This is a genomic window from Kribbella swartbergensis, from assembly GCF_054784135.1.
Genome location: NZ_BAAGPM010000005.1, coordinates 149,249 through 175,021, shown reverse-complemented (window position 1 = coordinate 175,021; position 25,773 = coordinate 149,249). Strand labels below are relative to the sequence as shown.

Here is a 25,773-nt window from a genome sequence, read left to right as displayed (position 1 = left end):
AGTTCATGTCCCGTTACGACTGGGGTCAAACCCATCCCGGCATCGAGCAGTTGGAGAAGGCGGTCACGGAGGCCCGCAACAAGGTCGTCCAGCATCCGCTCTACGCCAACCTGGACACGCACGAGGCACTGGTGATCTTCATGGAGCACCACGTGTTCGCGGTCTGGGACTTCATGTCGCTGCTGAAGTCGCTGCAGCGCGAACTGACCTGTGTCACGGTGCCGTGGATCCCGACCGCGCACGCGGGCAGCCGCCGGCTGATCAACGACATCGTGATGGTCGAGGAGAGCGACGAACTCGGGGACGGCTTCACCAGCCACTTCGAACTGTACGTCGACGGCATGAAGGAGGCGGGTGCTGACACCACCGCGATCGAGAAGTTGATCGACCTGCTCCGTGACGGCGCGGCGGTGATGGCCTCGTTGCGGGAGGCCGGCGTGCCGCAGGCGTCGATCGACTTCGCCGGGACGACCTGGGACATCATCGAGAACGCGCCGGTCCACTGCCAGGCAGCCGCGTTCGCGTTCGGCCGGGAGGACCTGATCCCGGACATGTTCACCCAGGTGGTGGCGGTGAACGAGCGTTCCCACCGGCTCGACAGCTTCGTCGACTACCTCGAGCGGCACATTGAGGTGGACGGCGAGCAGCACACTCCGATGGCCATGCAGATGGTCACCGATCTCTGCGGAGACAACTCGGCCAAGTGGGAGGCGTGCGCCGACACCATCAACACTGCGCTCGCCGCCCGCGCTCGCCTGTGGGACGCCATCCTGGCTGCGGTGAAGGGCTGACCGATGACGACTGTCGATCTCTACCGGACCGTGCGGCTGATCCGCCGTTTCGAGGAGCGGGCGATCGAGTTCGTCCGGTCCGGTGAGATCGTCGGCGGCATCCATCCCTACATCGGGGAGGAGGCCGTGGCGGCCGGCGTGTGCGCCGCGCTGCGCCCGGAGGACGTCATCACCAGCACGCACCGCGGCCACGGACACGTGCTGGCCCGTGGGGTCGCCCCGGCCCGGTTGTTCGCCGAGTTGATGGGCCGGGAGTCGGGGCTGAACAAAGGCCGCGGCGGCTCGATGCACGCGGCCGACTTCGGTCTCGGCATCCTCGGCGCCAACGCGATCGTCGGCGCGGCCGGGTCCATCGCGACCGGCGCCGCCTGGGCGTACCGCCGGCAGGGCCGGGACACGGTCGCGGCCACGTTCTTCGGCGACGGCGCGATGAACGAGGGCATGCTGCTGGAAGCGTTCAACCTGGCCGCGTTGTGGCGGGTGCCGGTGATCTTCGTCTGCGAGAACAACGGCTACGCCACCACCATGCCGGTTGCGTCGGCGGTCGCGGGCAGTATCACCGGCCGCGCCCGGGCGTTCGGCATCCCGGCGTTCACCGTCGACGGGCAGGACCCGGAGAAGGTGCTCGCGGCAACGACCTCCGCAGTGGACCGGGCCCGGGCCGGCCGGGGACCGACGTTCCTGGAATGTACGACGTACCGCTTCGACGCGCATCACACCTTCGAGCACCGGACCCGGCTCACGTACCGCTCGACCGAGGAAGTCTCCGCCGGATGGTCGCGGGATCCAGTGGAGATCCAGGGCGCCCGACTGACCGCCGCCGAGCGAGACTCGGTCGATGCCGAGGTCGAGACCCTGCTCGATTCGGCGGCCGGGATCGCGCTGGGCGGCGCCCATCCCGACCCGGCCACCGCACTCGAGTACCTCTACGCCTCTCCCGAGGTGATGCCGTGAAGCTCTCGTATCTGAAAGCCCTCAACCGGGCACTCGGGGATTCGATGGCCGCGGACCCCTCGGTGTTCCTGCTCGGCGAGGACATCCGGTTCGCGGCGTCCAACCTGACCGCCGGTCTGTTCAGCCGGTTCGGCCCGGACCGGGTGCTGGACACGCCGTTGTCGGAGCAGGGGTTCACGAACTTCGCCACCGGTGCCGCGCTGGCCGGGATGCGTCCGGTGATCGAGTTCCAGATCCCGTCGTTGCTGTTCCTCGTGTTCGAGCAGATCGCGAATCAGGCGCACAAGTTCTCGCTGATGACGGGCGGCCAGTGCAAGGTCCCGGTCACGTACGTCGTACCGGGCTCCGGCTCGCGGACCGGATGGGCGGGACAGCACTCGGACCATCCGTACAGCTTGTTCGCCCACGTCGGAGTGAAGACAGTGGTCCCGGCGACACCGTCGGACGCGTACGGTCTGCTGGTCTCGGCGATCCGCGACGACGACCCGGTCGTCGTGTTCGCGCCGTCGGGTGCCCTCGGCATCCGGGACGACCTCGACTTCGGCACGCTGGCGCCGGTACCGCTCGGTGTCGGCCGGGTCGCCCGGTCCGGGACCGATGTGACGGTCGTTGCCCTCGGCCACTTGGTACAGGACGCGTCGACGGTCGCCGACGAACTGTCCGGGCTCGGGATCTCGGTGGAGGTCTTCGATCCGCGGACAGTCTATCCGCTCGACGCGGACGGCCTGACCGCCTCGCTGGCCAAGACCCGCCGGCTGGTCGTGATCGACGACTCGAACCGGACCAGCGGGTTCGCCGCCGAAGTCCTCGCGGTCGCCGCCGAACGCTGTGACCTCGACTCCTCACCTCGCCGCGTCACGAGACCGGACGGCGCCGTCCTGCCGTTCGCGCTTGCCCTGGACCGAGCGGTCCAACCTGGCCGCGATCAGCTCGTCGCCGCAATTCACGCCGTACTGGAGGAACGATGACCGACCTGTGGCCTCAGTTGTCCGAGGACGTCCGTACGGCGCTGGTCGCGCGGGGGCTGGAGTCGTGGCAACAGGTGTACGACGGCGTCGCCACGCACAACAAGGACTGGCGGCCGCTCCGGCCCCCGATCATGTCGGTCGCGGCGTACCGGTCGATGACGCACGTCTCGGCGACGGTGGCCCGGTTGATCCTCGACGTCTGCTTGCGGCGGGCAACGACCGCCGGAGAGTTGCGTCAGGCACTCGGAATCCCGGAAGGCGCGATCGACCTGCTCGCCGAGGATCTGCCGTTGACCGAGGAACTCATCGGCGGCGTGCGTGCGGACATCCTGCTGGCGGGCGGGACGCCGTACGTGGTGGAGGCCAACATCGACAGCGCGCTCGGTGGTGCGCACGACTCGGACGGGGTCGCTCGGCGGTTCCTGGCGGCGTATGACGGTGATTCGGTGCTGAGCGGGCTCGGGCTGACCGCACCGCCGTCCGCCGTCGACGCACGCTACGAGGCGGTGCGGGCGGCTCTGGAGCTGAGTGAGCGGGACCGGCTTGCGATGCTCTTCACAACGGGCGGCACGTATCCGGGGTCGCAGGACGGGCAGGCGATGGTCAAGCTGCTCGAGCCGTTCAGCGAGCGCGGTCGCCAACTCGGCCTGGACATGCGGGTGTTCCCGGTCGAGTGGCTGGCCCTCGACGACACCGGTCGGCTGTGCGTCGACGACGGCCCGATCGACGCCGTGCTCCGGATGTTCGTCCCCCAAGGCACCAAGCCGAGCGCCGGCCTCGACGCATTGGCCACTGCGGTGGAGACGGGGGCGGTCCGGATGTTCACCCCGACCGCCAGTTGGCTCCTGGCGAGCAAGTCCATCTTCGCCTGGCTCTGGGAGGACCTCGAGTCCTTCTCGGCCGACGACGCCGACGTCGTACGCCGCCACGTCCCGCAAACGTCTGTCCTCTCCGCGGATCTCCGCGCGGACGCCCTCGCCAACCAGACCGAACTGGTCCTGAAACCGTCCGGCTCCTACGGCGGTGTCGGCGTCGTCGTCGGCCCGGAGGTCTCCGCCGACTCTTGGCAAACCGCCGTGGACGCAGCCCTCACGGAAGGCGGCTACATCCTCCAGTCCCACGTCCCGGTCGATCGCCTCACCATGCAATTCATCGAGGTAGCCACCGGCCGAACCCACGAAGCCGCGGTCCCCTTCTGCGTAGCCCCCTACCTCTTCGGCGGCACCCCCGCCGGCGCCTACCTCCGCTTCACCGTCCCCAACGCCGGCCCCGTGGTCAACGTAGGCCAGGGCGCCCTGACCAGCGGCCTCCTACTGGCTCCGTAATCAGCCTGCCCACCTCCAACCGCAGAACGGACGGAACCGGGCAAGATCGCCGTCGAGCCTGGCAATCCGGCCGAAGCCCCACGTGTCGACACCGGGACGATCGACCTCGTGGAGAACACGGGCGGCCAGATCCCGTAGCGCCCGGGCCAGCAACGCGTACTCGAGGTGGTCGAGATCGAGATCGCGAGCGCCGTACTCGGTCAGGAACTCCGCGCAGTTCTTGCCCTCGGCCGCGATCCAGACGTCGTGCTCGCGGGGGCCGAGGACAGCTTGTTCCCAGTCGACGATGGCCGCGACCTCACCGTCGTCACCGAGGATGAGGTTGAAACCACCGAAGTCCCGATGGCACACGACATGCCGGACCGTCTTCGCCTGCGCTCGCTGGATCGCTCGTTCCAGGCGGTCGATGCTCGCGGCCACTTCTTCACGGCGGTCCGAGATCCACGGGTGGTCGAGGTGGTCCCGCAGCCGCCAGATCGCCGGCTCGTCCATGCTGCCCGGCGGCAGGCCGCCGTACTCGACGGAGTGCACACGCCTCAGCGCCTGCGCGGTCTGCCGCCAGTCATCGCGGGTCGCCGTACGTCCGGAGATGTAGGAAAAGACGGCGTACGGCCTGCCGCCCAACGTCGCGTGGAGCTCGCCGGAGACGGTCGGGACAGGAGCGGGCACCGGCAGTCCCGTGGCTCTCAGGTCGCCAAGGAGTTCGATCCCGTGCGGGGTCTCCGGCTGCCGCCAGACCTTGACGAACCACGCCTCGTCGGCGACCCAGCAGTCACTCGTGAATCCACCAGGATGGGGACGGAGCTGTGAGACGGCGATGCCGTAGTCACGCGCCAGGTCCGACGGCTGGATCAACCGCGTGCACCTCCCTCAGTACGTCGCGCGCCCAGCGTACTGAGTGCGTGCAGGCGGGCTACCTCACCGTTGCCAAGTGACGGGCGAGGGTGCGGACGGTTTCGGCGGTGGCTACGGCGTCGCTGCGGGCGGTGCCGTGGCGGCCGTCGGAGCTGTAGAGGGTGGGGTCGGTGGAGAGGGGGTGGTCGGTGAGGTGGATGTGGATGGTGCCGAGTTTCGCGGCCAGGGCGGCGGTTCGGGTGGAGAGGGTGCGCATGCGTTGGCGGAGGCCGGGGCGGAGCCAGTCGACGACCGCTGGGCTGTAGGAGATGTCGAACATGCCGAGCGTCATCACGTCGGCGCCGGCGTCCTGCAGGGTGGTGATCATCGTGGTGAGCTCACGGTCGACTCGGTCCGGGTCGTACGTCGCCGGGAAGGCGTCGTTGCCGCCGCCGACGACCAGCGCCAGATCAGGGCCGAAGGCAACGGCCGGCTCGAGCTGGGTGGCGAGGATCTCGCGGGTCCGCAGGCCGCTGACGCCGAGGTTGAGGTAGGCGAGCCCGGGCTGGACCGCGCGGAGCTCAGCGGCGATCCGGTCGGCCCACTGCAACTCGCTGTACCCGTCGACCGGCTCGCACAGACCTTCCGCGACGCTGTCCCCGAGGACGACGAAACGGCGCCACGGATGACCTTCCAGCAGTACGGCGCTCTCACCCGGCCGAAGGCAGTACGGATCGGTCGCCTCGTTCATGCGGCCTCCATCGGGGTCGCGGCGGGTTCGTCCAGGACGCGGCCCGGCCCGCGCCGGACGAGGGGATACACGCTGACGACCAGGCACGCGACTCCGCAGCCGATCAACGCCGGGATCAACCCGAAGCCGCTCACCAGTTCGCCCGCCAGCAAGGCACCGAGCGGTAGGCCGGCGAAGGACGACGCCGCGACGAGGCCGATCACGCGGGCCTGCAGGTTCTTCGGAACGTGCTCGTACAGGACCGCACCGAACACCGGGTTGATGGCCGCGATCCCGATCCCGGACAGGAAGGTCACCACCATCACCAGCACCAGATGATCGCTCAGCCCCAGAACGAGCAGCCTCGGACTGCCGCCGATGACGGCACCGATCGCGAAGGTCAGGTAGCGCGGAACCTTGGTCGCGAGTACGGCGAAACTGATGCTGCCGAGCAACGCCCCGGCCGAGAACGCACCCAGCGTCAGACCGAGACCGGCCGGTGAGCCGAGTTCCTCCGCGACCCAGAGCGGGATGAACACCGCCGTACTCGCGCTCGCGAACACGTTGATCGTGAAGGTCGTGATCAGCATCGTGGCGAGCAACGAGTCGTGCCGGACGAAGGCGAAACCCACGGCGAGGGAGCGGAAGTACTTGTCCCGTCGCGCCTCCACCGCGGCGTGCGGTGGATGGACGAAGGCCGCGACCAGCAGACCGCACACCACGAACGTCCCGGCGTCGATCCACAACACCGAAGCCGCGTCGGTCCAGTAGATGAGCAACCCGGCCAGCGGCGCGCCCAGCAGCGTCGCGCCGCGCGAGAACGCCTCGTGCAACGACGTCACACGGATGAGCGGAACCTCGGCCGCCTCCGCCATCGGCCGCACCAGCAACTCCTTGGCCCGGTCAGCGACTCCCCGCAAGGCTCCGGCCACCGCCACGAGCAACAACAGCACGGCGAACCCGAGCTCGTTGGTTGCCGCGATCGCAGCCACCGCCACCGCACTCGCGAGGTTCGCGATGATCGAGGAGCGCCGTGCGCCGAGCCGGTCGATCACCGGCCCGCCCATGATGCTCGCCACGATGTACGGCACCATCTCGACCGCCGCCACCAACCCCATCCGCGCCGCGCTGCCGGTCGTCACCAGCACCAGCCACGGAATCGCGACCATCGACACCCGCGAACCCACCGCGGACAGGACGTCCGCGGCGAACAGCACGACCAACCCGCGCCGCGGCGTCATGACGTCGGGTGGAGCTGTGCGTAGAGCTTGCGCAAGGCAACCTTGTCGACCTTGGCGATCCGGGTCAGCGGGAGCTCGTCGACGAAGTCGATCGCCGCCGGGGTCCACATCTCGTTCAAGGTGTCCGTCACCAACTGCTGAAGCTCCTCAGCCCTGACCGGTGACCGGGGTACGACGAACGCGTGCACCGCCTCGCCGACCACCGGATCCGGTACGCCGATGACCGCAACGCCGCGGACAGCGGGATGAGCGGCCAGGACGTCCTCGATCGGGCGGCAGAAGATGGCCCAGTTGCGCCGGGTGGTGACGATCATGTCGTGCACCCGGTCGACCAGGAACAGGTAGCCGTCGTCGTGGACGTACCCGAGGTCCCGGGTCCGCAACCACCCGTCGACCAACGTCTCCGCGGTCAGCTCCGGCTTGCCGAGATACCCGGCGAAGGTGAGTTTGCTCCGCACCCACACTTCACCCGTCTGCCCGGCGGGTAGCACCTTGCCGTCGTCGTCCCGGATCTCGATGCGCACATCGCCGTACGGCGTCCCGGCCGAAGCCAACCGCTCGGGGTGCTGGGGATCCTCGGTCAAGCCGGGCAAGGCAGTGACGACAACCGCCTCGCTCAGTCCGTAGACGATCCGCAGCACCGGACCGAAGCGCGCGATGGCCTGACGCAGTCGCGCCGGCGTGGCCGGACCGGCGCCGACGTTGAGCATGAACAGGCTGCTGCAGTCGACGTCCTCGCCGCCGGGATGGTCGAGCAGTTCGTAGAGCATCGGCGGGGTGACATAGGTCGAGGTGATCCTCTCGGTCGAGACGATCCGGTAGAACTCCGCCGGCGACCAGGTGTCGGTCAGGTACAGCACCCCGCCGGTGAACAGGTTGAAGAAGCTGGTGATCTGCCCACTCGCCAACCACAACGGCGAACCCGAGTAATGCCGCAGCAGCGGGAAACCTCCCGCGACGAACGCAGCCGCCAACTCGAGGATCTGCTCGTAGAAGCTCTGCGTGTGGTGCACGAGTTTCGGATCGCCGGTCGTCCCACTGGTCTGCAGCACCGAGTCCGGCGCCGGCACCGACGAATCGATCGCGTACGGCGTCGCGACCGGAGCCGCCACCAGACGCTCCAGCTCGAAGGCAGGCATCGGAGCAAGCGACGCGGCCAGTTCCGCACCGAGCCCGCCGTCGTAGATGAGCGCATCGGCATCGGCGAGGACGGCGAATCGGTCGATCTCGCGCCGCGACGTGATCGGCGCACACCACAGCACCCGGCACCCATGCAGGTGGAGGGCGAGTTGCAGGGCGGGAGCGTCGAAGCAGTTCGCCGCCATCACCAGCACCTTGCCGCCCGGCCGGATCCCGGCGTCGCGGACCGCGGCCGCGATCCGCAGCACGTCGTCGATCAACTCGGCGTACGTCGCGCCGCGAACACCTCGAACCAGCGCGGGACGGTCGGCGTAGCCCCGGAACAACGACAGCACTCGCAGCACATAATTGCCCCGGTGATCGGGCAGGACGAATTCAGGCGGCATTTTGTCAATATCCCCTCGACTCCGGCCACCCCCAGCCGTCGGCGTGACTCTACTGGATGCGCAGGCCCTGCGAAAGAGCTTGATTCAGCCGTGATCGTCGCGCTGCGGAGTCGTGCGGTCACTGCCCTTCCCGGGCGAAGGAATACCCCTGCGCATCGGTCCGGCAATTCCCTCGCTAACCGCTGAGGAACCAATTCCGGAAATGCAATCGGGTTTCGTTGACCGGATTCCTCGGTGCGTATTACGGTCCGTCCGCACCTGATTCCGCCACCGGTGTCCCAGGAGGTCGACGTCCATGCGTATTTCCACCACTTGGCGAACGGTCGCGGTGACCGCCGCCCTGACCGTCGCCGGATCGAGCCTCGCCGGCGCCGGGTACGGCGATGATCGCCGCAAGGCCGAATGGGTCGGCACCTGGGCCACCGCGGTCACCCACGGCAACGCGTCCGGATCCACGAACCTCGGACTGACCGACCAGAGTGTCCGGCTGGTGGTGCGGCCGACCGTCGGCGGCGACCGGATCCGGATCCGGTTGTCGAACATCTACGGCGAGAAGACCGTCACCGTCGGCGCCGCGACCGTTGCCAAACCCGACAAGTCGACCCCTCAGCTGTCCGACATCGACCCCGCGACCCTGCGCACGCTGACGTTCAACGGCTCCGGTACGGCGTCGATGATCAAGGGCAGCGAGCTGCTCAGCGACCCGGTCGACCTGAAGCTGGCCAACCTGGACGACCTGGTGATCAGCCTGTACTTCCCTCAGAACACCGGCCCGACGACCTTCCACGGCTCGTCGCTCCAGGAGAACTTCGTCGGCCCGTCGAACCTCGTCACCCAGACCGGCGGTGCGGCGTACACGCTGACCCGCCGCTGTTGCTGGTTCTTCCTGTCCGGGGTCGACGTGGAGACCGACCGGTCGAAGGGATCGATCGTCGTCCTCGGCGACTCGATCACCGACGGAACCGCCAGCACGTTCAACGCCAACAACCGCTGGCCCGACCAGCTCGCCGAGCGGCTGATCGCGTCGGCCGGCCGGCGGGAGAAGGTGCCGAGTGTGCTGAACGCCGGGCTGGCCGGCAGCCGGCTCAACCACGAGGGCAGTGAGCCGTCCGACAACGGCGCGTTCCCCGGCTTCAACGAGGTCGGCGTGAACTCGCTGGCCCGGCTCAACGAGGACGTGTTCGCGCAGACCGGTGTCCGCACGGTCATCACGGAGCTCGGGGTCAACGACATCTGGATGTCCGACGACTCCGCGGCCGAGATCATCGGCGCGTTGCGGCAGCTGAACGCCCAGGTCAAGGAACGCGGCCTGCGCAGCCTGGTCAGCACGATCACGCCGTTCGAGGGGATGGGCGGCACCGACAGCTGGACCCCGGCGAAGGAGGCCACCCGGCAGGCGGTGAACAGCTACCTGCGGTCGAGCACGGAGTTCGACGGAGTGCTCGACTTCGACAAGGTGCTGCGCGACCCGGCAGCACCCAGCAAGCTGAACCCCGCCTTCGACTCCGGCGACCACATCCACCCGAACGATGCCGGCTACCAGGCGATGGCGGCCTCAGTTCCGCTCGACCTGGTGCGCTGACCGCCATGCCTCGGACCGCGAACGAAGTTCTCGCCGCCCTCGGTTCCGAGCAAGGTCGCCGCGATCCGATGCCGCTGTTCGCCGAGCTGCATCGGATCGGCCCGGTCTGCCGGCTCGCGCCCGGCAGTTCGCCGTACGCCGTGGTGGTGAACGGGTACGACGCCGCCCAGGAGGCCCTCAAGGACACCAGGTTCCACCGGGTGCTGTCGGCGGACCCGGACCCGAAGGACTCGGTCCTGCGCCGGCTCGGCGGCTCGATGATGTTCCGCAACGAGCCGGATCACCTGCGGATGCGCAAGGTCTTCCAGGCCGTGCTGACGCCGCGCCGGCTGGCCGGGTTCGAACCGGTGGTCGACGCCCTGGTCGCCGAGTTGCTCGACGACCTCGGCAAGGCCGGCGCGACGGTGCCCTCCAGCCGGGGCGGGCAGGTGGTGGACTTCGCCGATTTCGCCTACCGGCTGCCGATCACGGTGATCGGGACGTTCCTCGGCATCCCGCGGTCCGACCTCGGCTGGTTCCGCGACCGGACCCAGCGGATCGACGAGTACCTGGACCTGGGTGGCAAGGCGGAGGAGAAGCTGGCGGCGGCCAACCAGGCCGCCGACGAGCTGAACGCCTACTACGCCAGGTTGATCGCCGGCCGCCGGATCCGCCCGCGCGACGACCTGATCGGGTCGCTGGTGCACGCACTGGACTCGGGTACGGCGGGGATCGACGAGCAGGAGTTGATCGACAACCTGCTGGTGCTGGTCAACGCGAGCTTCGTGACCACGATGAACCTGCTCACCAACGGTCTCGAACAGCTGCTCGCGAAACCCGAGCTGGTCGACGCGGTGCGCGACGATCCAGGTCTCGCGTCTGACTACGTCGAGGAGATCCTGCGGCACCAGAGTTCGGTCCAGCTGATCAGCCGGAAGGCCTCGACCGACCTCGAGCTGGCCGGGGAGCCGATCGCCGAGGGCAGTCTGGTGCTGGTCCTGCCGGGTGCCGCGAATCGCGATCCGGCCAGACATCCTGACGCCGACACGTTCGATCCGGGCCGCGACGACCTGCAGCACCTGTCGTTCGGCGCCGGTCCCTTCTACTGTGTCGGGGCCGCGCTGGCCCGGATGGAAGGGCGGGCTGTGTTCGGTCAGTTGTTCCGCCGGTTCCCGGGGCTGCGACTCGCGAGCGAGCCGGTGCGCAGTCGTAGCCTGCTGCTGCGTGGACACGAGTCCATGCCGATCCGATGGGGGTAGCTCGTCCATGCCGCTGGATCCACAGGTCGAGGCCATGCGCGCCGAACGCGAGGCCAACAACGTCCCGCAGCTCTACACGCAGACCCTGGCCGAGGCGCGTGCCGCCGACCTGGCGTCGATCCAGGCCGCGGGTGGCGAGGTCGAGAAGGTCCACCACGTCGAGGACCTCCCCACTGACGACGGCATTCCGTTGCGCGTCTACCGGCCGGACTTGCCGGAGCCTCTGCCGACGCTGATCTACTTCTTCGGCGGCGGCTGGACCCTTGGCAGCATCGAGACGGCCGACGGCATCAGCCGCAAACTCGCCAATGCCGTTCCCTGCCAGGTGATCACGGTCGGATACCGGCTCGCACCGGAGAACCCGTTCCCTGCCGCCGTGCACGACTGCCACAACGCCACACAGTGGATCGCGGCGCACGCCGAGCAGTTGCGGGCGGACCCGTCCAGATTGGTCGTCGGCGGTGACAGCGCCGGCGGCAACCTGGCCGCCGCGACCACTTTGCTTGCCCGTGACAACGGTCCGGCGCTGGCCGGTCAACTGCTGGTCTACCCGAACACGCTCTACGGATCGGACACCCTCTCGATGAGGGCCGGCGACGACCCGTACCTCTTCAACAAGACCTCGGTCGGCTGGTACTGGGATCACTACCTGACCGACCCCGCGGACGGCCGCAACCCGCTCGCCTCACCGCTCCTGGCCCAGTCCCACGCGAATCTGCCACCGGCACTGGTGATCACCGCCGAGTACGACCCGCTGCGCGACGAAGGGGAGTACTACGCCGAGAAACTGCACGCCGCCGGAGTGCCGACCACGCTGAGCCGGTACGACGGGATGGTGCACGGCTTCTTCGCAATGTCCGGCATTCTCGACGGCGGCAAGAAGGCGATGGCCGAGGCGGCCGCCTGGCTGAGCGGGATCTTCGCGGATGACTGAGGTGCTGAGGAGAGAGGGCATCGCGTCCGGCTCGGATGGACGGGGCTGAGCCTCATGGCCGACACGTTGGCCGACTACGAGTCGGTGGCTGCCGCCGTGCTGCCGGTTGCGGTCCGGGACTTCGTCGCAGGCGGCAGTGGTTCGGAGACGACGCTGCGTCTCAACCGCGCGACACTCGACTCGGTCACCCTGACACCCCGCGTGCTGGCCGGGGTCGCCGAGCCCGACACCACCTGCACCTTGTTGGGCACTGACCTGTCGATGCCTGCCTTGGTAGCGCCGATGGCCTATCAGCGCCTGCTCCATCCGGAGGGTGAACTACTGCTCGCGCGAGCCTCCGCCGACGCTGGAATCCCTTATGTGATCAGCACCTTGAGCAGCTACCCCCTGGAGAAGATCGCGGCCACAGGACCTTCTTGGTTCCAGCTGTACTGGCTGCGCGATCGGACCGTTGTGGCGTCGCTGGTGGATCGGGCGGCCGAGGCGGGCTGCGGCGCGCTGATGGTGACGGTCGATGTGCCGGTGATGGGCCGGCGACTGCGGGACGTACGGAACGCCTTCACCCTGCCCGCCGACGTGGCCGCCGCGAATCTTGTCGACATGACGACAGAGGCACACGTCGCCGTTCCGGGGATCTCGGCGGTCGCCGCCCACACGACCTCCGCCTTCGAGCCTGCTGTCTCCTGGCGTGATCTGGAGTGGCTGCGGACCGCGACCGAGCTTCCTCTTGTGGTGAAGGGGATTCTGGATCCGCGCGATGCCCGCCGAGCCGTCGAGGCGGGAGCGGACGGTGTCGTGGTCTCGAACCACGGCGGTCGTCAGTTCGACGGCGCGCCGGCCTCGATCGATGCCCTCGGCCCGGTGGTCGATGCGGTCGGCAACGACTGCAGCGTGCTGCTGGACAGTGGTATCCGCAGCGGGCTCGATGTCGTCAAGGCGGTCGCGCTGGGTGCGTCCGCCGTACTGGTCGGCAGACCGTTGCTGTGGGCATTGGCTGTGGAAGCTGTGGACGAAGCACTCGCGCTGCTCAGGCGGGAAGTGCGGGACGCGATGCTGCTGGCCGGCTGCGCCGATCTGGCCGCGGTGGCCGGGTTGACGACGGGGAGAGCGTCATGGCCGACCTGACTCTGACCGAGCTGCACGGTTCGCTCACCGACCGGGCGCTCAACTCGATGAACTTCCTCAACGAGATCTCGCACCACTATCCCGACGCGATCTCGCTCGCCGCCGGCCGCCCGACCGAGGAGTTCTTCGCACTCGAAGACCTGCACACCTACCTGGACCTGTTCGCGGATCACCTGCGTTCACAGGGGTACGACGAGCCGGCCGTACGACGGACCATCTTCCAGTACGGCCGGACCAAGGGGGTCGTGCACGACCTGATCGCCCGCAACCTCGCCCTCGACGAGGACATCCACGTCGATCCCGAGTCGATCGTCGTCACGGTCGGCTGCCAGGAGGCGATGCTCCTCGCCGTCCGCGCGTTGCGTTCCGAGCCGAACGACGTGCTGCTCACGATCTCACCGACGTACGTCGGAATCACCGGAGCCGCCCGCCTGCTCGATGTCCCGGTCCTGCCGGTCGCCGAGGGCGACGATCTGGCCTCGGTGGTGAAGGCGGCCCGGGCGGACGGGTTGCGGCCGCGGGCCTGCTACGTGATGCCGGACTTCGCGAATCCGTCCGGGCTCACCCTCGAGCTGGCCACCCGGCGGCAGTTGCTCGAGGTCGCGGCCGAGCAGGACCTGTTGCTGCTCGAGGACAACCCGTACGGTCTGTTTCCGGCCGACGGGGTGGACCGGGTGCCGACGCTCAAGGCTCTCGACACCGATCGCCGGGTCGTCTACCTCGGGTCGTTCGCCAAGACCGGCCTGCCCGGCGCGCGGGTCGGGTACGTCGTCGCGGACCAGACCGTCGAGGCGCCGGACGGCACCATCCGACTGCTCGCCGACGAACTGTCGAAGATCAAGAGCATGGTCACCGTCAACACCTCGCCGGTCGCGCAGGCGGTGATCGGCGGCAAGTTGCTCGCGAACGACTTCAGCCTGGTCACGGCGAACCGGCGGGAACGGGAGATCTACGCGGCCAACCTGCGCGCGATCACCGACGGTCTCGCGGCCCGCTTCCCGAACGGCGAGGTCGCCTGGACCGTGCCGTCCGGTGGGTTCTTCGTCGTCGTCACGGTGCCCTTCCCGGTCGACGACGTACTGCTGGAGAAGTCCGCACAGGAGTACGGCGTGCTGTGGACGCCGATGAGCCACTTCTACGACGCCGGGCCGCCGATCCACGCCCTTCGCCTGTCGTGCAGCGCGGTCACCCGCGACCAGATCGACGCCGCCCTGAACCGCCTGGCCGCGCTGATCAGCGACCACCTGCCCTAACTGGTCCTCTGGACCGCGCCAGAACTGGACCTGTCTGGGGGACCGGTCCGCTTCTAGCGTGAAGTCATGACCACCGCTTGCGAGATCCCGGCAGTCCACGTTCCGACGGCTCCCCGCCTGCTGACCGGCCAGTTCGGCCGGTTGCTGGTGATGGTGTTCGGCTCCGGGCTGAGCATGTACCTGCTCACCTCGGTGGTCCCGCTGTACCTCGCCGCCAACGGGTCCGGCGGAGTCGGCGCCGGCCTGTCCACCGGAGCGATGATGCTGTCCGCGGTCGGCACCGAACTGCTGGTTCCGCGCATGCTGGCCCGCTGGGGCTACCGGATCGTGCTCGGCCTCGGTCTGATCCTGCTGGGCGCGCCGTCGCTGGCGCTGTTGGCCACCACGTCGCTCCCACTCGTCCTGACGATCTGCGTCGTCCGCGGCGCGGGGCTGGCGATCCTGGTCGTCGGTGCGGTCGCATTGGTCGCTGACGTGGCCCCCGAGGGTCGGCGTGGCGAGGCCCTGGGTGTCTACGGACTGGTGGTCGGCCTGCCCGCGGTCATCGGTCTGCCGCTCGGCGTCTACCTGACCGATCTGGTCGGCTTCGGCGTACTGTTCGTCCTCGCGGCCGTCGCCTCGCTGGCGGGCCTCGGCACCCTCGGAGCAATGCCCCGGACTGCGAGCGCCGAGGAACAGCACATGCGGGTCCTGGGTGGTCTGCGTGGCAGCGGGTTGTTGATGCCGACGTTCGTGTTCGCCGCGGTCACCGTCGCCGCCGGTATCAGCGTGACCTTCCTCCCGCTGGCCGTTGCCGAGGACAAGCACTCCCTCGTCGCCACCGCGCTGCTGATGCAGTCGATCACCGCGCCCGGCGCCCGCTGGCTCGCCGGCCGGTACGGCGACCGCGTCGGCCCGGCCAAGTTGCTCGCGCCCGCGCTGGTCCTGGCTGCCTTGGGTGCAGGGTCACTGGTCCTGATCGGCAGTGCCACCGCCATCATCGTCGGCTCCACCCTGTTCGGCATCGGCTTCGGTGCCGCGCAGAACCTCACGCTGTCGCTGATGTACAACCGCGTCCCGAAGACCCGCTACGGCCAGGTCAGCGCGCTGTGGAACCTCGCGTACGACGGCGGTTGGGGCATCGGCGCGATCGTCTTCGGCGCGATCGTGGCCGGCACCGGCTACTCGGTCGCCTTCGGCCTGACAGCGCTGATCGTCGCAGTCGCGATCGTGCCGGCGGTTCAGAGTTTGCGCAGCCGGACGTAACGGACGGCGTGGTCCGCGCCTTTGCGGAGAACCAGGGTGGCGCGGGAACGGGTCGGCAGGATGTTCTCCCGCAGGTTCGGCCCGTTGATGCTGTCCCACAGCGACTCGGCCTTCTTGATGGCCTCTTCCCGGCTCAGTTCGCCGTACCGGACGAAGTACGACTCCGGGTTGCGGAACGCCGTCTCCCACAGTTTGAGGAAGCGGTGCACGTACCAGGACCGGATGTCGTCGGCGGCCGCATCGACGTACACGGAGAAGTCGAAGAAGTCGCTGACCGCCAACCCGCTCTTGCCGTCCGCGTGCCGGGGTGCGGGCTGGAGGACGTTGAGGCCCTCGAGGAGGAGGATGTCCGGCTGCTCGACGGTGGTCCGGACGTCGGGCATCCGGTCGTAGTGCAGATGCGAGTAGACCGGCGCCTCGACCGTGTCCATGCCGGACTTCACCTCGACCACGAAACGCAGCAGGGCCTTGCGGTCGTACGACTCCGGGAAACCCTTGCGCATCATCAGGTTCCGGCGTTCCAGTTCGGCGTTCGGCCAGAGGAACCCGTCGGTGGTGACGAGGGCGACCCGCGGGTGCTCGGGCCAGCGGGCCAGCAGTTCGCGCAGCAACCGGGCGGTGGTGGACTTGCCGACGGCAACGGAACCGCCGATGCCGATCACGAACGGCGTCCGGGTCGCGGCCGGCCGGCCGAGGAAGCTCTCGGTGTCCGCGCGCAGCGCGCGGGCGTGCCGGACGTACAGCGAGAGGATCCGCGACAGCGGCAGGTAGACCTCGCGCACCTCGTCCATGTCGATCTCGTCGCCGAGACCACGCAGCCGCTCGATCTCCTCGGCCGTCAGCGGGGACACGGTCGTCTCGGCCAGTTGCGCCCAGGCGGCCCGATCCAGCTCGGTGTAGGGAGTCACCTCCCGCGTCGGCTGCAGCATGTGCCCATTCTTCCCACCCGGTCGTCCGCCGACCCACCCCGGGCGGGCGTGGCTTACGTCTCAGCCGGATGTTCGAAAGTTTCGGGGCAGGTGGCGATACCTGCGTCGAGGTGGGCTTGTATCGTGCTGGCAACAAGCCTAGAGCAGGGGCGGAGGAACGTCGTGGGTCAGCGGGTGACCATCTCGAAAATTGCGGAGCAGGCGGGGGTCTCCGTTCCCACGGTGTCCAAGGTGCTCAACGGCCGCTCCGATGTCGCCGAGACGACCCGGGCGAAGGTCGAGAGCATCATCCAGGAGCACGGCTACCGGCGCCGTACCACTAGTACGGCGAGCAGCCCGATGATCGACCTGGTCTTCCACGAGATCGCCGGCGACTGGGCGGTCGAGCTGATCCGCGGCGTCGAGGAAGTGGTCCGCGCCGAGGGCGTCGAGCTGGTGCTGTCCGAGTGCGGCGACAGCCGGCGGCCGCGGCAGCAGTGGATCGAGTCGGTCCTGCTCCGCCGCCCGCTCGGCGTGATCATGGTGTTCTCCGACCTGGACGCCGACCAGCGGGCGCAGCTCGAGGCGCGGCGGATCCCGTTCGTCGTGGTCGACCCGGTCGGTGACGAGGGCGACGACGTACCCTCCATCGGCTCCGCCAACTGGAACGGCGGGCGGATGGCGACCATGCACCTGCGCAAACTCGGCCACACCCGGATCGGGATGATCGGCGGGCCGGTCGAGACGCTGTGTTCGCGGCAGCGCGTCGACGGCTACACGGACGCGCTGCGGTCGACGGGTGTCGCGATCGATCCCGCGCTGATCCGGGCCGGGGAGTTCGGGGTCAGCAGCGGGCATCGGGAGGCACTGGCGCTACTGAACCTGCCGGAGCGGCCGACCGCGATCTTCGCCGGCAGCGATCTGCAGGCGATGGGGGTGTACCAGGCGGCGCGCGAGCTCGGGCTGGAGATCCCGCGGGACCTGTCGGTGGTGGGGTACGACGACCTGCCGGTGGCGGAATGGGTGTCGCCGACGCTCACCACCGTCCACCAGCCCCTCCGCCAGATGGCCGAACTCGCAACCCGCATGGTCCTCGACCTGGCCCGCGGCACCACCCCCGCAGTACTCCGCCTCGACCTCGCCGTAGACCTCCGCATCCGCCAATCCACCACCAACCCACCCGAAACCCCACCCCAGCCAAGGTGAGGCCATGATCGCCTGACCCCAGTTCCGCGCCGCTTGCGGCGCGTGTTTTTCTGGGGCTTTCAGCAGACGGCTAGGGTGTGGCCATGATCGTCGGTGTGGGTATCGATGTGGTCGACGTGGAGCGGTTCATGAAGACCCTCGAGCGCACCCCCGGTCTGCGGGATCGCGTCTTCACGCCGTCGGAGGCAGCCAAACCACCGGCCTCCCTCGCCGCCCGGTTCGCCGCGAAGGAGGCGCTCGCCAAAGCCCTCGGCGCGCCCGCCGGCATGCACTGGCACGACGCCGAGGTGCAGACCGACGACACCGGCCGCCCGTGGCTGGAGATCACCGGCACCGTCGCCGCCCAGGCCGGCCGGCTGGGCGTCCAGAGCCTGCACCTGTCCCTGAGCCACGACGCCGGGATCGCCTCCGCCGTCGTCATCCTGGAGGGCTGACCATGCGCCGCGCACACACCGTCGAACAGGTCCGGGCGGCCGAGGCCGACCTGATGGCGCGGCTCCCCGAGGGCACGTTGATGCAACGCGCCGCCACCGGCCTGGCGGTTGCCATCAGCAACTTCCTCGGCCGCACGTACGGCGCCCGAGTCGTCCTCCTGATCGGCTCCGGCGACAACGGCGGCGACGCCTTGTACGCCGGTGTCCGCCTGGCCCGTCGCGGCGCGCACGTCACCGCCGTACTGCTGTCCGACAAAGCGCACGCCGCCGGATTGGCGGCGTTGCTGGCCGTCGGTGGCCGGGTCGGATCAACCGGCGACATCGCCACCGCCGACGTCGTGGTGGACGGCATCGTCGGGATCGGCGGCCGTCCCGGTCTGCGCCCGGATGCTCTCGCCGCGGTCGAGCGGGCGCAGCAGTACGACGTGCCGATCGTTGCCGTCGACATCCCGTCGGGCGTCGACGTGGACACCGGCGAGACCCCGGAGCCGCATGTCCGCGCCGAGCTGACCGTCACGTTCGGCACGCACAAGATCTGCCACCTCATCGATCCTGCCGCCACCGCGTGCGGCCCGGTCCATCTGGTCGACATCGGCCTCGACCTTCCGCCCGCTTCGGTCGAGTCCTTGCAGGCGGCCGACGTACGGGCGCTGTATCCAGCGCCGCACGGTGAATCCGACAAGTACTCCCGTGGCGTCCTCGGCCTGATGGCCGGCTCCGCGCAGTACCCGGGCGCCGCCGTCATCGCCACGGCCGGCGCGCTCGGTGGGCCGCTCGGCATGGTCCGGTACGTCGGCCCGGACGCGGTGGCGGCCGAGGTCCGGGCGGCTCACCCTGAGATCGTCGCCGGAGAAGGACGCGTGCAGGCGTGGGCCGTGGGGTCCGGGCTCGGCGACGAACTCGACGTCGGCCGGGTCCGTGACCTGCTCGACGCCGAGGAGCCGATCGTCCTCGACGCGGACGGTCTGCGGGCGCTCGAGGATTCCGGCGACCACACCGGTGTACTGGCGACACCGCACGCGGGCGAGTTGGCCCGGCTGCTCGGCGTCGACCGCTCCACTGTCGAGGCCGCGCGCCTCGAGCACGCCCGCCTCGCCGCTGAACGCTTCGACGCCACCGTTCTCCTGAAGGGCTCCACCACTGTCATCGCCGCCCCCGACGGCCACGTCCGGGTGAACACCAACGCCACCCCCTGGCTGGCCACAGCCGGCGCCGGCGACGTACTGGCAGGTCTCTGCGGCGCGCTCCTCGCCGCAGGTCTCACCACCCTCGACGCGGCGAGCCTGGGGGCCTACCTCCACGCCGCCGCCGCCAACCTCGCCTCTGCTTCCGGCCCCATCACAGCGTTGTCGGTCGCCGCAGCACTCCCGGAGGCAACCCGCCAATTGTTGCGAGGCTGAGCGTTGGTGGGTAGGACTGAGGTGCTGGTGCCTCCGCCGCCCGAGGAGTGTGCACGTGAAGCGTTTCGCGTTGGTCGTCGTCCTTGCTCTTGTTGCTGTGTTGCCGGTGCCCGCCGAGGCCGTGGCTTCGACCACGGCGTACGTGGCTGATCCGGCGACGAAGATCCATGTGATGGGGGAGTGGGCTCACCCGGACGACGACACGAGCATCATCGGGCCCTGTGGGGTGTGGCATCAGCGGTACGGCGTGAAGTGCGGCGTCATCATGGTGACGCGTGGGGAGGGCGGCGGCAACGCGGTCGGGACCGAGTTGGGGCCGGAGCTGGGACTGCGCCGGGAGAACGAGGACCGGGTGGCGCACTACCGGTCCGGGACCGTCGACATCTTCAACCTGGACCGGATCGACTTCTTCTACAACCAGAGTGCTCCGCTCACGCAGTACTTCTGGGACGAGGAGGAGACGCTCCGCCGTGTCACGCGGGTGATCCGTGAGACGCAGCCCGAGATCTACATCGGGTTCACGCCGACCCTCGCGGCCGGGCACGGCAACCACCAGCAGGCGGGCCGGCTGATCTGGGAAGGCGTCCTCGCGGCCGCCGATCCGACCAGGTTCCCGGAGCAACTCGAAGGCCCGGACGCGCTCAGCACCTGGCAGGTGAAGAAGGTCTTCTCCGGCGGCAGTACGGCGGGAACCGGCGGTACGACGACCGCCCCGAACTGCACCACCGGCTTCACCCCCAGCGGTCTCGACACGGTCGCGGGCGTGTGGACCGGGTACGAGTCGCCGTACAAGTGGCCGGCCGGAAACCTGCAGGGCAAACCGGCCGGCTCGGCCAAGATCTGGCAGCAGGTCGCGGACGAGGGCCGGGCGGCGTACCCGACCCAGAGCCGGGTGATGTTCAAGGGAACGTCGGCCCCGGCGTGCCCGCGGTTCGCGATGACGCAGTCGTTCGTCCCGTTCCAGCCGAACTCCAGCCCGCAGGCCGGCCTGGACGAGGCGATCTTGTTCGGCGCGACGAAGCCCGATCCCGGTGGCCTCCCGCTCGGAACCCTGCAGTACCTGACGTTCAGCCGGTTCTACAACGTCGCGGGCGAGCCGTTCCAGGCGACCGTGCACCTGAAGGCGCCCGACGGAAAACTTGCCCCAGGCAACCTCTCGCTCAACGTGCCGTCCGGCTGGACCACCGACGGACCGAAGCCGGTTCCGGCGAAGCCGAGTGCCGACGTCACCTTCACAGTGACCCCGGCAGCGAACGCCCCGGTCGACCAGAACGCCAAGATCGCCGCGACCTACACGACCGCGAAAGCCAGTGGCTACACCGACAACGTCGTACGGATCGTGGCGGCCGTCGAAGGCCGGTTCCAGCGCTGGGGCAACTGGCAGGAGTACGACGAGTGGCTCGCGAAGACCGCGCCGCAGGCCAACCGGCTCGGCCGCTCCCAGGCGATCCAGTCGATGGCCGTCGGCAGCACGATCGACGTACCCGTCACCGTCCACAACTGGTCGGCGAAGCCGCAGAGCGGCGCGGTGTCGCTGAGCCTGCCGCCGAACTTCACCGTCGACGCGCCGTCCAAGCCGTACGATCTCCAGCCCGGTGGTGACACGACCGTCACCTTCAAACTGACCAACACCGACACGGCTCTGCCCGTGAGCCAGAACGTGTCGATCCCGATCCGGACCGCCACCGGAAGTGAGACGCTCACCCTCACGCTGGTCCCGACGACGACCGTTCCGCAGGCCACGCCGGTCGTCGACGGCAAGGCGGAGCCGGGTGAGTACCCGGGCCCGACGCTCGATCTCGGCCGGATCTGGCAGGGCGCGGGCAACTGCACCGGCGTAGAGGACTGCGGTGTTTCGTCAACGGGTGAAGGCAATACGGCGAAGGTGAGCTGGTCCGGCGATGCCCTGTACTTCTTCATCCACGTGCGCGACGACTACCAGTCGTACGCCGTGACGCCGGCCGAATGTGTCGGTCACTGGCAGGCCGACTCGGTCGAGATCCTGCTCGACCCGCGCGGTACGGCGTCACAGGCCTTGATGGACACCGCCAACACCTTCAAGCTCGGCATCTTCCCGTTCAGCCAGAGCGGAGGCCCTTGCTGGTCGAGGGACGCGGACAACCACCAGGGGTACTCGAGCGGCGAACTCGACACCGGTAACGCGCCCGGCGTGCAGGTCGCGTCGACGGCGCAGTGGGTCGGCAGCAACGAGACGACGGTCCCCCACGCGTACGCCGGTGGCGGCTACGACCTCGAGGTGAAGATCCCGCTCTCGACCCTGCCCGCCGCGGTCGACCCGGCAAGGCTCGGTCTCAACATCACGCCGTACGACAACGACGACACCTCGGCAGCCGGTACGACGACCCTGCGGCACATCGATCAGAGCACGCGATTGGGTTGGTCCGCACTCGGATCGATCCAGTCCGACCCGTACCGCTGGGGCCTGGCGACCCTGCCCGGTTACACACCGCCCTCCGACCGCCCCACGACACCGGCACCGCCGAACGTCTCCAACCCGAACCTCAACGGCGCCCTCTCGCCGCAGACGATCGCCCAGTCCGCCCGCAACGGCGTACCCATCTCCGGCCGCGTCCCGACCACCGACCTGAAGATCCTGTACGCCGCCCTCGGCCGAGCGGCCGTGGACATCTACACCCGCTCCGCGGGCACCGGCACCGCAAGGGCGTTCCTGATGACCGGGCAGATCGACGCGATCCCGGTGTGGACGACGAGTTGCTCACCGGCCGCCGACCCGCCACCCGACTACGGCCTCACGCCCTGTGCGGTCACCGACGGAGCGACCCCGCCCTGGTCTCCGGACATGAGCGGCCACCTCGTCGAACAGGCCACCCACCAGATCACCCGCGGCATCCAGCGCTGGTCGATCCCGCTCACCCCGGCCCAACGCGCCCGCCTGGCCGCCGACGGCCGGCTGCTCATCTCCTACGAAACGCCGCAGAACGAGGTCCAGGCCTTCGACGTGCGGATCAGCGGGCAGCGGTGAAGTCGAGGCCGTTGCCTCCGGCCCGTAATTTGAGACGGTTCGCGTCGATCTCGTAGCTGACGTCGCCCCTGAGCCGGTCGAGGAGGGTCTGCTCGAGCCTGCCGGCGTCGCCCGGGCAGGCCCGCCGGGTGGTGGCGATCTCGCCGAAGGTCAGCTTGCCGGTCCCACGCGCGACCAGGCCCTGGAGTTCGTTGCAGCCGGTGGAGCCGGTGACGCGTTCACCGTTGACCGTGATCCAGACCTTGGCGGACCCGGCCTGGTGGGACGCGGTGTCGCCGCTGATCACGGTCTCCAGGGACCACCTGGTGCCGTCCAGGGAGAGGTCGGGTCCGGCGGTCTCGCGGTCGGTCAGCAGGATCGTCGTACCGCCGGAGGTGAGGGTGAGGCGATCGTCCTCGAGCTTCCAGGACGGCTCGGACTTCAGGACGTTCATCAGCCAGCTGTCCTGCGCGTGCCGTGGAGCGTCGCAGCCCATCGCCGTCATGGCCAGGTCGCCGTCGGTCGAGAGCTTGCCGTTGCCGGTGTCGACCGGGGCCTGCATCGAGTTGCAGCCGGCCTCGGCGATCAGCCGGCCGTCGTCGGTGAAGGTCAGCCGGATCCGGCTGTTCGGGACGAGTCGCTTCGGTTTCCCCTCCTCCGTCACCGTCGTGGACAGGTACGTCTTGCCCTCGAGCGATCCGCCCGCACTCGACTCGTTCCCGCAGCCGGTCAGGGCCAGCAGCAGGCCGGCGCCGGCGGCGCTGATCATCCGCGTCCTCACACCCTACGGACGCCGTGACGGCACCGGACGTTGCACTTCGCTCACCGGTGGCACTCGGTGATGGCGACACGCCGGTGCTGGGCGGGAAACCCGAACACGCTCGGTGAAAGCGGGACCCCGAGTTGGCTTTTCACATCACGGTTGGATAACGTCGGGCGCCGTACGCGTGAGAGCGAACGAGAAGGACATGGCCGGTCCAGCTTTTCGACCGGTCTGCCCGGACCGATTCGGTGCTACGGGGAACGCCGACTGTCCTGGCCTCTCTGGGGACCCAACAGAACAGTTGTGGGCCGCTCCTGCAGTGCTGGGGCAAGCAGGGCGGCCCGTCGAACAGACGAGGAATCATCTACATGCCCCCCACCCGAACTGCCCGAAGCCGCGTCGTCATCCCAGCGGTGTTCCTTGCCCTCGGTGTGCTTGTCGCCGCACCGATCGCCGTCCAGGCGGCCAAGGAATCACCTGTCGCTGCGACGACGGCGAGCGCTGCGACGGACAGCACGGCGTCCACCCTCCCGAGCGTCGGACGCGTCGAGTCGTGCGTCCTGGACGCCTACTCCAGCTGTACCGTGCAGCACGGCTTCGGCGTGAAGCCGGCCGCCATCACCGTGACCGCGGCCGGGCCGTCGATCCTGTCGGTCGACCCGAGCCAGACGAACGACAAGTCGTTCCGGCTACGGGCGCTGAACCGCACCGGCGACAGGTACGCCGCCGGCACGCAGCTGCGCTACACCGCCCACTACGACTTCGTCGCGGCCCCGCCGCAGCCGACCACGCCGGCTCCCACGGCCACCGCCACGCCCACGGCCACCCCGACGGCGAGCCCGACCAGCAGCCCGACCACCACGTCCACCCCGACCAAGACTCCGACGTCGTCCCCGACCACCACGTCGGCCCCGACGACGACGCCCACCGCGACCTCGACGCCCACGTCGACGAGCAGCCCGGTGAAGAGCTGCACCAACCCGGTGTGGACCACCACGTCGAGCAACAACCAGGGCGAGGGCCGGACCTTCGGTGCGTACTACGTCCACAACAACATGTGGAACAACTCGAACGGCACCTACGCGCTGGGCGCCTGCAACTACGACAACTGGTACGTCGACGTGACCCAGCCGCTGCCGGGTGACAAGGGCGTCCAGGCGTACCCGAACGTCCACAAGGACTACAACGACGTCCCGCTGTCGAAGATCCAGTCGGCCAAGTTCGCCGCGACCACGCCGGCCAACTGCGCCGCCTGCATCTACAACGTCGCCTTCGACGCGTGGATCGGCGACGGCCTGAACAACGAGCTGATGATCTGGACCGACAACAAGGGCCAGGTCCCGGCCGGCCGGAAGGTCGACACCGTGACGTTCGGTGGCTTCACCTACGACGTCTGGCACACCTCCGGGTACACCGCCTACGTCTCCCAGGTGACGCAGAAGTCCGGCACGATGCCGCTGGCCAGCTTCTTCAACGACATGATCAAGCGCGGCTGGGCACCGAAGGCCACGACCTGGCAGATCGACTACGGCGTCGAGGTCGTGTCCACCGGCAACACCAAGCAGCGCTTCGGCTTCACCGACTTCTCCATCCAGGAGAACTGACCCCCCGCTCGCTCTCGCGAACCCTCGCGGCCGCCGTGACGCCCCCGGTCACGGCGGCCGCGCCCTGTGCATAGGGTGCTGGCGTGACCGGACTGGTGATCTTCGACAACGACGGCGTGCTGGTGGACTCGGAGCGGCTGGCCAACACGATCCTGGCCGAACTGCTGACCGAGGCCGGGTTGCCGTACACGTTCGAGGAGACGGTCCGCGACTTCATGGGCGGCAGCATGGTCTCGATGCGGCAGAAGGCCGAGGCCAGGCTCGGCCGGCCGTTGCCGGCCGACCTGGAGGACCGCTATCACCAGCGGTTGTTCGACGGGTTCGCGAACCTGCGGGCGATCGAGGGTGTGGACGCCGTACTCGACCATCTGGACGCGCAGGGCGTCACGTACTGCCTGGCTTCGTCCGGCACCCATCGAAGGATCCGTACGGCGCTCAGCGCGGTGGGGTTCCTGGACCGGTTCGAGGGCCGGATCTTCAGCGCGGAGGACGTGGCCCACGGCAAGCCCGCTCCGGATCTGTTCCTGCACGCCGCGCGCACCCTGGGCGTCAAACCGGCCGACTGCGTGGTGGTCGAGGACAGCCCGCTCGGCGTCGCCGCGGCCAACGCGGCCGGGATGACGGTCTTCGGGTACGCCGGGATGACGGACCCCGCGAAGCTGTCGTCGGCCGACCTGGTTTTCCACGACATGGCCGCCCTCGCGGACCTGATCGACGGAGCCTGAGACA

Annotated in this window: 22 protein-coding genes; 16 read left to right on the top strand and 6 right to left on the bottom strand. The window is 69.0% G+C overall.

Features of this window, described 5'->3' with window-relative positions:
- Positions 1–5: 5 nt before the first annotated feature.
- The 4 genes from ACYVOK_RS01340 to ACYVOK_RS01325 are packed head-to-tail and all read left to right on the top strand — an operon-like array spanning position 6 to position 4,038.
- Positions 6–791, top strand: a complete 786-nt coding sequence (locus tag ACYVOK_RS01340) for a DUF3050 domain-containing protein (protein WP_460660354.1) — start codon at positions 6–8, stop codon at positions 789–791.
- 3 nt (positions 792–794) lie between these two features.
- Positions 795–1,745, top strand: coding sequence for a thiamine pyrophosphate-dependent dehydrogenase E1 component subunit alpha (locus ACYVOK_RS01335; RefSeq protein ID WP_460660353.1), 951 nt, complete (start codon positions 795–797; stop codon positions 1,743–1,745).
- Positions 1,742–2,713, top strand: coding sequence for an alpha-ketoacid dehydrogenase subunit beta (locus ACYVOK_RS01330; protein WP_460660352.1), 972 nt, complete (start codon positions 1,742–1,744; stop codon positions 2,711–2,713). Before ACYVOK_RS01335 ends, ACYVOK_RS01330 begins: the two co-directional genes overlap by 4 nt.
- The gene (locus ACYVOK_RS01325; RefSeq protein WP_460660351.1) at positions 2,710–4,038 is read left to right on the top strand and encodes a hypothetical protein; all 1,329 of its coding nucleotides are present in this window, start codon (positions 2,710–2,712) and stop codon (positions 4,036–4,038) included. The genes ACYVOK_RS01330 and ACYVOK_RS01325 overlap by 4 nt, the downstream gene beginning before the upstream one ends.
- Here ACYVOK_RS01325 and ACYVOK_RS01320 read toward each other — a convergent pair whose 3' ends face one another.
- Genes ACYVOK_RS01320 through ACYVOK_RS01305 form a run of 4 tightly spaced genes read right to left on the bottom strand, consistent with a single transcriptional unit; the run spans position 4,039 to position 8,369 of the window.
- Positions 4,039–4,893, bottom strand: coding sequence for a phosphotransferase enzyme family protein (locus tag ACYVOK_RS01320; protein ID WP_460660350.1), 855 nt, complete (start codon positions 4,891–4,893; stop codon positions 4,039–4,041).
- A 58-nt stretch (positions 4,894–4,951) separates the two neighbouring features.
- On the bottom strand, positions 4,952–5,623 hold the full coding sequence (locus ACYVOK_RS01315) for an SGNH/GDSL hydrolase family protein (protein WP_460660349.1): 672 nt from the start codon (positions 5,621–5,623) through the stop codon (positions 4,952–4,954).
- On the bottom strand, positions 5,620–6,843 hold the full coding sequence (locus tag ACYVOK_RS01310) for an MFS transporter (RefSeq protein WP_460660348.1): 1,224 nt from the start codon (positions 6,841–6,843) through the stop codon (positions 5,620–5,622). Before ACYVOK_RS01310 ends, ACYVOK_RS01315 begins: the two co-directional genes overlap by 4 nt.
- Complete coding sequence (locus ACYVOK_RS01305) at positions 6,840–8,369, bottom strand: class I adenylate-forming enzyme family protein (RefSeq protein WP_460660347.1); 1,530 nt, start codon at positions 8,367–8,369, stop codon at positions 6,840–6,842. Before ACYVOK_RS01305 ends, ACYVOK_RS01310 begins: the two co-directional genes overlap by 4 nt.
- A 295-nt stretch (positions 8,370–8,664) precedes the next feature.
- On the opposite strand from ACYVOK_RS01305, the gene ACYVOK_RS01300 reads away from it, so the two are divergent.
- The 6 genes from ACYVOK_RS01300 to ACYVOK_RS01275 all read left to right on the top strand — a co-directional run bounded on the left by ACYVOK_RS01300 (position 8,665) and on the right by ACYVOK_RS01275 (position 15,746).
- The gene (locus tag ACYVOK_RS01300) at positions 8,665–9,951 is read left to right on the top strand and encodes an SGNH/GDSL hydrolase family protein (protein WP_460660346.1); all 1,287 of its coding nucleotides are present in this window, start codon (positions 8,665–8,667) and stop codon (positions 9,949–9,951) included.
- Positions 9,952–9,956: 5 nt separating this feature from the next.
- On the top strand, positions 9,957–11,189 hold the full coding sequence (locus tag ACYVOK_RS01295; protein WP_460660345.1) for a cytochrome P450: 1,233 nt from the start codon (positions 9,957–9,959) through the stop codon (positions 11,187–11,189).
- Between the two features lie 7 nt (positions 11,190–11,196).
- Positions 11,197–12,123, top strand: a complete 927-nt coding sequence (locus ACYVOK_RS01290; RefSeq protein WP_460660344.1) for an alpha/beta hydrolase — start codon at positions 11,197–11,199, stop codon at positions 12,121–12,123.
- A 54-nt stretch (positions 12,124–12,177) separates the two neighbouring features.
- Positions 12,178–13,248: an alpha-hydroxy acid oxidase gene (locus tag ACYVOK_RS01285; RefSeq protein WP_460660343.1), complete on the top strand. Its 1,071-nt coding sequence runs from the start codon at positions 12,178–12,180 to the stop codon at positions 13,246–13,248.
- Complete coding sequence (locus tag ACYVOK_RS01280) at positions 13,236–14,501, top strand: aminotransferase-like domain-containing protein (RefSeq protein WP_460660342.1); 1,266 nt, start codon at positions 13,236–13,238, stop codon at positions 14,499–14,501. Before ACYVOK_RS01285 ends, ACYVOK_RS01280 begins: the two co-directional genes overlap by 13 nt.
- A 66-nt stretch (positions 14,502–14,567) precedes the next feature.
- Positions 14,568–15,746, top strand: coding sequence for an MFS transporter (locus tag ACYVOK_RS01275; RefSeq protein ID WP_460660341.1), 1,179 nt, complete (start codon positions 14,568–14,570; stop codon positions 15,744–15,746).
- On the opposite strand, the gene coaA is transcribed toward ACYVOK_RS01275, so the two are convergent.
- A complete protein-coding gene (gene coaA, locus ACYVOK_RS01270) occupies positions 15,722–16,675 on the bottom strand; it encodes a type I pantothenate kinase (protein WP_460660340.1) in 954 nt (317 codons plus the stop codon). The genes ACYVOK_RS01275 and coaA overlap by 25 nt on opposite strands.
- Before the next feature lie 174 nt (positions 16,676–16,849).
- Here coaA and ACYVOK_RS01265 point away from each other — a divergent pair, with 174 nt between their 5' ends.
- The 4 genes from ACYVOK_RS01265 to ACYVOK_RS01250 all read left to right on the top strand — a co-directional run bounded on the left by ACYVOK_RS01265 (position 16,850) and on the right by ACYVOK_RS01250 (position 22,698).
- Positions 16,850–17,860: a LacI family DNA-binding transcriptional regulator gene (locus tag ACYVOK_RS01265; protein ID WP_460660339.1), complete on the top strand. Its 1,011-nt coding sequence runs from the start codon at positions 16,850–16,852 to the stop codon at positions 17,858–17,860.
- Between the two features lie 83 nt (positions 17,861–17,943).
- Positions 17,944–18,294: a holo-ACP synthase gene (locus tag ACYVOK_RS01260; protein ID WP_460660338.1), complete on the top strand. Its 351-nt coding sequence runs from the start codon at positions 17,944–17,946 to the stop codon at positions 18,292–18,294.
- Positions 18,295–18,296: 2 nt separating this feature from the next.
- Entirely contained in the window at positions 18,297–19,694 is a 1,398-nt protein-coding gene (locus ACYVOK_RS01255) for an NAD(P)H-hydrate dehydratase (protein ID WP_460660337.1), read from the top strand.
- Between the two features lie 55 nt (positions 19,695–19,749).
- Entirely contained in the window at positions 19,750–22,698 is a 2,949-nt protein-coding gene (locus ACYVOK_RS01250) for a PIG-L family deacetylase (RefSeq protein WP_460660336.1), read from the top strand.
- On the opposite strand, the gene ACYVOK_RS01245 is transcribed toward ACYVOK_RS01250, so the two are convergent.
- Positions 22,682–23,446 (bottom strand): META domain-containing protein, encoded by a 765-nt coding sequence (locus tag ACYVOK_RS01245; protein ID WP_460660335.1) that lies wholly within the window; start codon positions 23,444–23,446, stop codon positions 22,682–22,684. The genes ACYVOK_RS01250 and ACYVOK_RS01245 overlap by 17 nt on opposite strands.
- Positions 23,447–23,808: 362 nt before the next feature.
- Here ACYVOK_RS01245 and ACYVOK_RS01240 point away from each other — a divergent pair, with 362 nt between their 5' ends.
- Positions 23,809–25,044, top strand: coding sequence for a GH12 family glycosyl hydrolase domain-containing protein (locus tag ACYVOK_RS01240; protein WP_460660334.1), 1,236 nt, complete (start codon positions 23,809–23,811; stop codon positions 25,042–25,044).
- A gap of 83 nt (positions 25,045–25,127) precedes the next feature.
- A complete protein-coding gene (locus ACYVOK_RS01235) occupies positions 25,128–25,769 on the top strand; it encodes an HAD family hydrolase (RefSeq protein WP_460660333.1) in 642 nt (213 codons plus the stop codon).
- Positions 25,770–25,773: the final 4 nt, after the last annotated feature.

Excerpts from the sequence above, each read along its gene's own strand:
- ACYVOK_RS01300 (WP_460660346.1), top strand. The coding sequence starts at position 8,665 with ATGCGTATTTCCACCACTTGGCGAACGGTCGCGGTGACCGCCGCCCTG.
- ACYVOK_RS01285 (WP_460660343.1), top strand. The coding sequence starts at position 12,178 with ATGGCCGACACGTTGGCCGACTACGAGTCGGTGGCTGCCGCCGTGCTG.
- ACYVOK_RS01310 (WP_460660348.1), bottom strand. The coding sequence starts at position 6,843 with ATGACGCCGCGGCGCGGGTTGGTCGTGCTGTTCGCCGCGGACGTCCTG.
- ACYVOK_RS01325 (WP_460660351.1), top strand. The coding sequence starts at position 2,710 with ATGACCGACCTGTGGCCTCAGTTGTCCGAGGACGTCCGTACGGCGCTG.
- coaA (WP_460660340.1), bottom strand. The coding sequence starts at position 16,675 with ATGCTGCAGCCGACGCGGGAGGTGACTCCCTACACCGAGCTGGATCGG.
- ACYVOK_RS01260 (WP_460660338.1), top strand. The coding sequence starts at position 17,944 with ATGATCGTCGGTGTGGGTATCGATGTGGTCGACGTGGAGCGGTTCATG.
- ACYVOK_RS01295 (WP_460660345.1), top strand. The coding sequence starts at position 9,957 with ATGCCTCGGACCGCGAACGAAGTTCTCGCCGCCCTCGGTTCCGAGCAA.
- ACYVOK_RS01240 (WP_460660334.1), top strand. The coding sequence starts at position 23,809 with ATGCCCCCCACCCGAACTGCCCGAAGCCGCGTCGTCATCCCAGCGGTG.
- ACYVOK_RS01335 (WP_460660353.1), top strand. The coding sequence starts at position 795 with ATGACGACTGTCGATCTCTACCGGACCGTGCGGCTGATCCGCCGTTTC.
- ACYVOK_RS01315 (WP_460660349.1), bottom strand. The coding sequence starts at position 5,623 with ATGAACGAGGCGACCGATCCGTACTGCCTTCGGCCGGGTGAGAGCGCC.
- ACYVOK_RS01305 (WP_460660347.1), bottom strand. The coding sequence starts at position 8,369 with ATGCCGCCTGAATTCGTCCTGCCCGATCACCGGGGCAATTATGTGCTG.
- ACYVOK_RS01275 (WP_460660341.1), top strand. The coding sequence starts at position 14,568 with ATGACCACCGCTTGCGAGATCCCGGCAGTCCACGTTCCGACGGCTCCC.
- ACYVOK_RS01340 (WP_460660354.1), top strand. The coding sequence starts at position 6 with ATGTCCCGTTACGACTGGGGTCAAACCCATCCCGGCATCGAGCAGTTG.
- ACYVOK_RS01280 (WP_460660342.1), top strand. The coding sequence starts at position 13,236 with ATGGCCGACCTGACTCTGACCGAGCTGCACGGTTCGCTCACCGACCGG.
- ACYVOK_RS01290 (WP_460660344.1), top strand. The coding sequence starts at position 11,197 with ATGCCGCTGGATCCACAGGTCGAGGCCATGCGCGCCGAACGCGAGGCC.
- ACYVOK_RS01245 (WP_460660335.1), bottom strand. The coding sequence starts at position 23,446 with ATGATCAGCGCCGCCGGCGCCGGCCTGCTGCTGGCCCTGACCGGCTGC.
- ACYVOK_RS01255 (WP_460660337.1), top strand. The coding sequence starts at position 18,297 with ATGCGCCGCGCACACACCGTCGAACAGGTCCGGGCGGCCGAGGCCGAC.